Origin of the sequence: Streptomyces sp. SID5785 (assembly GCF_009870065.1) — a bacterium.
In the GTDB taxonomy this organism is placed as follows: domain Bacteria; phylum Actinomycetota; class Actinomycetes; order Streptomycetales; family Streptomycetaceae; genus Streptomyces.
Map to the genome: position 1 here is coordinate 1 of NZ_WWIA01000686.1, position 5,938 is coordinate 5,938.

The window sequence follows — 5,938 nt, forward strand, 5'->3', positions numbered from 1 at the left end:
CTCCCTCGTCGCCGTGCCGCGCGGCAGCGCGCTGCGGGTGCCCGCGCCGCAGGACGGCCGGGCGCTGCGGCTGTTCCTGCACTGGATGCAGGAGAAGGGGCAGCGCGTCGACCTGGACCTGTCGGTCGCCTTCTACGACGACCAGTGGCGCTTCGTCGGGCTGTGCGACTACACCCGCCTCGAGTGGGGCGGCGAGGCCGCGCTGCACTCCGGCGACCTCACGTCCGCGCCCGCGCCGCACGGCGCCACCGAGTACGTGGACCTCGACCTCGGCGCGCTGCGGGCGTCCGGCGTGCGTTTCGCGCTGCCCGTCGTCCTCTCCTACAACGACGTGCCGTTCGACCGGCTGCCGGACGCGTTCGCCGGGTTCATGGGCGTGGAGCGGGGCGCGCGCGCCCGCTTCGACGCGCGGGCCGTGCGCCAGCGCTTCGACCTCGCCGGGGACGCCAAGGCGCTCGTGCCGATGATCGTCGACCTGCGCACCCTGCGCGCCTGGTGGGCGGACACCACCCTGCCGACCGGCGACGGCAACCACAGCGTGTGGCGGCACAAGGAGGCCCTGCGCCGCCTCGGCCGCGACCTGCTCGACGCGTTCCAGGCGGGCGACCGGGCCACCCTGTGGGACGTCGCGTGCTGGACGGCGGCCGCCCGCACCGACGGCGACGTCGTCGTACGGGACGCGTCGGGCGCCGGGCGGATCTACCGGCGGGCGGCGGACGAGCCGCGCGCCGAGTTCGCCCTGCGGGTCCGCGAGGGCTGGGAGCCCGATGTGCCCGCCGCGACGGTGCCGGACCTCGCCGGACGCCGGGTCTTCGCCGCGCTCGAGTACGCGGAGCTGCCCGAGGCCGCCGAGGGCACGCTGTACCGGCTCTTCCCCGGCCCCGCCGACGCGTACGGGCTGGGCCGCAGGACGGCCGGTGACCTCGTCGCCCGGCTCGAACCGGGCCGGCCGTAGCCCGCGTCTCGACAAGGTGTCGCCCGCAGGGCGCCCCGCCCGGACGCAGCGTCCATTGATCGGCGGGCCGGGCGGCGGCATCCTGCGGGGGTGCGATCCCACCACGTCACCTCCCAGGTCACCCGTCGTTCCCTGCTGCGCGCGCTGGGCGGCGGTGCCGCCGCGACGGCCGTCGGCGCCCTCGCCACGGGCTGCGGGGTGCCCGCCGCCTACGTGGCGCCGGGGGACCGCGCCACCACCGACCGCTCGGCCGGCGACAAGCGGCTCACCTGGGCGAACTGGCCGCTCTACATCGACGTCGACGACGACAACCCGTCGAAGCGCCCCACCCTCGACGCGTTCGAGAAACAGACCGGCATCCAGGTCAGGTACACCGAGGAGATCAACGACAACGACGAGTTCTTCGGCAAGATCAGCCCGTCCCTGATGAACCACCAGAGCACGGGCCGCGACCTCATCGTCATCTCCGACTGGATGTGCTCCCGCTTCGTGCGGCTGGGCTGGGTCCAGCGGATGGACCGCGCGCGCCAGCCGAACGTCACCAAGTACCTCGACCCGCTGCTGCGCGACCCGGCCTTCGACCCCGGCCGCAAGTCCACCGTGCCCTGGCAGTCCGGCATCACCGGCATCGCGTACAACAAGCGGCGCCTCGGCCGCGAGATCCAGCATGTCTCGGACCTGTGGGCCGCCGACCTCAAGGGCCGCGTCACCCTGCTGTCCGGGCTCGACGAGTCCTTCGCGCTGCTCATGCAGGGCAACGGCGTCGACATCACGAAGTGGACCGCCGACGACTTCCACGCCGTCTGCGACCAGGTCGAGAAGCTCGTCAAGGCGAAGCAGATCCGCCGCTTCACCGGCAACGACTACATCAAGGACCTGTCCAGCGGCGACGTCCTCGCCTGCCAGGCCTACAGCGGCGACGTCATCCAGCTCCAGGCCGACGACCCCGACATCGAGTTCGTCGTTCCCGAGGAGGGCGCCGAGCTGTGGGCCGAGTCCCTGATGATCCCCAACCTCGCGGACCACAAGGCCAACGCCGAACAGCTCATCGACTACTACTACGAGCCCGAGGTCGCCGCCGAACTCGCGGCCTGGGTCAACTACGTGTGCCCCGTGCCCGCCGCCAAGGACGTCCTCGCCTCCTCCAAGGACAAGGACACGGCCGCCCTCGCCGAGGACCCCCTGATCTTCCCGGACGACGCCATGCGCTCCCGCCTCGCCATCGCCCGCGACATCAAGTCCTCCGAACGCACGGAGTTCGCGAAACGGTGGAACGCGATCGTGGGCCTGTGAGCGCGGGTCCTGCCGTGTGCGGAGGCGGGCAGTTGTGTCCGCATGGACGCATTCCGTGCGAATCCGAGACGGTCGGGCGGTAGCGGACTACCGTTTCCTCTCTCATCGTTCGAGCGGGGGGCCGGGGATGCGGACGACGTCGTTACGCAAAGGGGAGAACAACGCCCTCACGGCGGCGCCGGTGCTCCTCACCGTGTCCGTGCCCGGGCCGGCCGCCGACGTCTCGGCCCTGCTGCTCGGGGCGAATGGCAGGGTCCGTGCCGACGAGGACCTGGTCTTCTACAACCACCCGTCCCAGGACGGGGTCTCGGTCGTCGGCGCAGCGGTCACCGCAGATCTCGTGCACGTACCGGCCGACGTGGAGCGGGTGGTGGTCGTGGTGAGCGTCGACCCGCTGGCGGTCGGCGCCGTCTTCACTCGGGCCCCCTCCCTCACGATCGAGCAGGCGGGTTCCCCTGTCCTGTCGTTCGCGGCACCCGATTTCACCTCCGGGGAGACGGTGGTGGTCCTTGCCGAGTTGTACCGACGCCGCGGCGGCTGGCGTATCCGTGCCGTCGGGCAGGGGTACGCGTCCGGCCTGGCCGGCCTCGCCACGGACTACGGCGTGGACGTCGATCCTGAACCGCCGCCCACGCCCGCGGTCCCCTCGGCCCGGCGACGGCAGCGGGTGTCGAACGCCGAGGGAGCAGTGTCGAAGGTGGGGCGCCTGGCTCCCGGGCTGCTGTCACCTGCGCGCGGGGCGGGCTACGCCCTGACGGACCGTGGCATCGCGGACCGGCGCGCTGCGGTGTACCTGATCCTGGACCACGACACTTACATGCAGGAACTGTACGAGTCGTTCGCAGTGCAGGCCTTCGCCGAGCGGGTCCTCGTGCTGTCGGCCCATCTCGACGACGACGGCACGGTGCCCGTCGTGTTCTCCGGCGGCCAGGCACCCCTGCTGGAGGAGATCCGTCTGGAGAACTACCGAGGGCGCATCGGACAATTGCACACCCAGGTCGACTGGGGGTGGGGAAACGTGGCGGACGCGATGCGGCGCGCGGTGGGCCATTACCAGGAGTCCGGAGCAGTCGACCCGGCATTCGTCGTGACGCAGGTCGGCGACGAGCCGTGGGACAAGACCGAGGCGCGTTCGCTTCTGCAGAACACGGCATCCCTCGGCGTCTTCTGGCTGTTCGTCGGATTCGGCCGGGGCAGACTCGCGTTCTACAAGAACCTCACCGCCTCCGGCCTCACGAACGTCGCCTTCTACGATGCGAGCAGGAACCCCGGATCAGTCCCCGACGAGCGCTTCTATGCGGGTCTCGTCAGCGCCTTCGCGGTCTGGCTCCAGCGCTGACCAAGAAGGGGCGCGGCAGGCCCCTCGGTGTGGCTTCGATCCGCCCGAGGGGACGGCCCGGTCACGCCCCGCGCAGCCCCGCCAGGACGTCGACGCGGTTCGTCGTCAGGGAGTCGGCGCCCGCGGCGATGAGGCGGCGCATCGAGCGCTTCGTGTCCGGGGTCCAGGCCGAGACCAGGAGGCCGTCGCGGTGGACGCGGGCGGTCAGGTCCGGGGTCACCAGCGGGAAGCGGTAGTTGAGCCAGCGCGGGCCGATCGCGGCCAGCAGTGCCGGGCGTGGCGGGGCCAGGGTCGTCCAGGTCAGGGCGATCTCGGCGGCGGGGTCGGCGGCGCGCACCTTCAGCATCGTCCCGGCTCCGGCGCAGTAGTAGACGCGCTCGGCGGCGCCGCAGTCGGCGATCACGCCGACGACCGTGCGGACCGTGCGGGTGTCGGCGCCCGGCAGGTCGACCATGATGCGCGCGTCGCCGGTCTGTTCGAGGGCCTCGGCGAGCGTGGGGACGCCGCCCTCCGTCAGGCCGCGGACCTCGTCGGCGGAGAGCGCGGAGAGCGGTCGGTCGTGCTTCCACAACCGGTCCAGCGTGGCGTCGTGCAGCAGGACGGGGACCCGGTCGCGGGTCAGCCGGACGTCGACCTCGACGGCGTCCGCGCCCCGCTCCAGCGCCGAGCGCAGGGACGGGAGGGTGTTCTCACGGACGCGGTAGGGGTCGCCTCGGTGGGCCACAGCAGTCACGGTGCGCATGGGCACCATTGTGGTGCCCCGCGGCCTTCCGGACCGCGCGGGGCGCCGCGCGGTCCGCTCCCGGTCAGGCGCCCGCGAGCCAGACCGTCGTGTACGCGTCGATCTCCGCGCTGATCCGCGCCTTGCCCGCGTCGTCGAGGAACGACGCCCGCACCGCGTTCTTCGCGAGCTCGGCCACGCCGCGCTCGTCGAGCCCCAGCAGGCGGGCCGCGACGGCGTACTCCGTGTTGAGGTCCGTCGAGAACATCGGCGGGTCGTCGGAGTTGATCGTCACCGTGACGCCCGCGTCCACGAACGCCTTGAGCGGGTGCTCCTCCAGGGTCTTGACGGCACGCGTCGCGATGTTGGACGTGGGGCACACCTCCAGCGGGATGCCGTGCTCCGCCAGGTGGGCGAGGAGCGCGGGGTCCTGCGCCGAGGAGGTGCCGTGGCCGATGCGCTCGGCGCGCAGGTCGCGCAGCGCGTCCCACACGGTCTCGGGGCCGGTCGTCTCGCCGGCGTGCGGCACCGAGTGCAGCCCGGCGGCGATCGCCTGGTCGAAGTACGGCTTGAACTGCGGGCGCGGCACGCCGACCTCGGGCCCGCCGAGGCCGAACGACACGAGGCCCTCCGGGCGCAGCTTGTCGTCCGTGGCCAGCCGGACCGTCTCCTCGGCCGAGGTGAGACCGGCCTCCCCGGGGATGTCGAAGCACCAGCGCAGCACGGTGCCGAACTCGGTCTCGGCCGCCTTGCGCGCGTCCTCGACGGCGTCCATGAACGCCCGCGCGTCGATCCCGCGCCGGGTCGAGGAGTACGGCGTGATGGTCAGCTCCGCGTAGCGCACGTTCTGCCGCGCCATGTCGCGGGCGACCTCGTACGTGAGCAGCCGGACGTCCTCGGGGGTGCGGATGAGGTCGACGACCGACAGGTAGACGTCGATGAAGTGCGCGAAGTCCGTGAACGTGAAGAAGTCGGCCAGCGCCTCGGGGTCGGTCGGGACCTTCGAGTCGGCGTGCCGGGCCGCGAGCGCGGAGACGATCCGGGGGGAGGCGGAGCCCACATGGTGGACGTGCAGTTCGGCTTTGGGCAGTGCGGCGATGAAGGTCTGCATGCGCTGGCTCACGGATTCCTCCCCAGGAACTCGGGTGATCGGCTGATCGGGGTCTGGACACGCCGGTACGGATCGGACGCGCCCAGCGCATCGTATGCGGGCGCCGCCCGCCCGTCGCAGTCCGGGAGGCACGCCGGGCCGGGCCCCGGCGCCCGGCACGTAGCATGGGCGCACGCCCGGCCGGAGCACCCCGGCCCGGCGCGTGCACGGCGGACGGGCCACACGGCACGGCGCCACGGGCACGGGAACACGCGGACAGCACGGACAGCACGGCAGCGGGCGTACGGCCCGGCAGCACCGACAGCTCAGCACGACGTACGGCACCGAGGGGGCCTCGCATGGCAGGCGGCAACGACCCGCAGGGGAACGAGCCCTGGGCAGCGCCGCAGGACGCGGTCCCCGGCGCCGGGCAGCCGAACGCCGCGGGCGCCCGCGGCATCCACGACAGCCAGACCGTGACGGCGATGCCGGCCGCGGGCCTCCCGCAGGCCCCGCCGCCCCCGCCGCAGCAGAGCGGCC

4 protein-coding genes and 2 pseudogenes are annotated in these 5,938 nt (G+C 72.8%); 4 read left to right on the plus strand and 2 right to left on the minus strand.

What is annotated here, in order from left to right:
* From GTW43_RS22370 to GTW43_RS22380, 3 genes and pseudogenes are all read left to right on the plus strand, one after another.
* Positions 1–955 (plus strand): annotated as a pseudogene (locus GTW43_RS22370) (TerD family protein); the annotation flags it as partial.
* Between the two features lie 90 nt (positions 956–1,045).
* Positions 1,046–2,248, plus strand: a complete 1,203-nt coding sequence (locus tag GTW43_RS22375; protein ID WP_161303808.1) for a spermidine/putrescine ABC transporter substrate-binding protein — start codon at positions 1,046–1,048, stop codon at positions 2,246–2,248.
* A 127-nt stretch (positions 2,249–2,375) separates the two neighbouring features.
* Positions 2,376–3,587 carry a VWA domain-containing protein gene (locus GTW43_RS22380; RefSeq protein ID WP_161303809.1) on the plus strand — a complete coding sequence of 404 codons (1,212 nt, stop codon included), beginning with the start codon at positions 2,376–2,378 and terminating at the stop codon, positions 3,585–3,587.
* A 61-nt stretch (positions 3,588–3,648) separates the two neighbouring features.
* Here the strand turns inward: GTW43_RS22380 and GTW43_RS22385 are convergent, their stop codons facing one another.
* A complete protein-coding gene (locus tag GTW43_RS22385; protein WP_161303810.1) occupies positions 3,649–4,329 on the minus strand; it encodes a glycerophosphodiester phosphodiesterase in 681 nt (226 codons plus the stop codon).
* A 64-nt stretch (positions 4,330–4,393) separates the two neighbouring features.
* Positions 4,394–5,419 carry an adenosine deaminase gene (locus GTW43_RS22390; RefSeq protein ID WP_161303811.1) on the minus strand — a complete coding sequence of 342 codons (1,026 nt, stop codon included), beginning with the start codon at positions 5,417–5,419 and terminating at the stop codon, positions 4,394–4,396.
* A 338-nt stretch (positions 5,420–5,757) separates the two neighbouring features.
* Here GTW43_RS22390 and GTW43_RS22395 point away from each other — a divergent pair.
* A pseudogene (locus tag GTW43_RS22395) lies at positions 5,758–5,938 on the plus strand (DUF4190 domain-containing protein); the annotation flags it as partial.

Excerpts from the sequence above, each read along its gene's own strand:
- GTW43_RS22380 (WP_161303809.1), top strand. The coding sequence starts at position 2,376 with ATGCGGACGACGTCGTTACGCAAAGGGGAGAACAACGCCCTCACGGCG.
- GTW43_RS22385 (WP_161303810.1), bottom strand. The coding sequence starts at position 4,329 with ATGCGCACCGTGACTGCTGTGGCCCACCGAGGCGACCCCTACCGCGTC.
- GTW43_RS22390 (WP_161303811.1), bottom strand. The coding sequence starts at position 5,419 with ATGCAGACCTTCATCGCCGCACTGCCCAAAGCCGAACTGCACGTCCAC.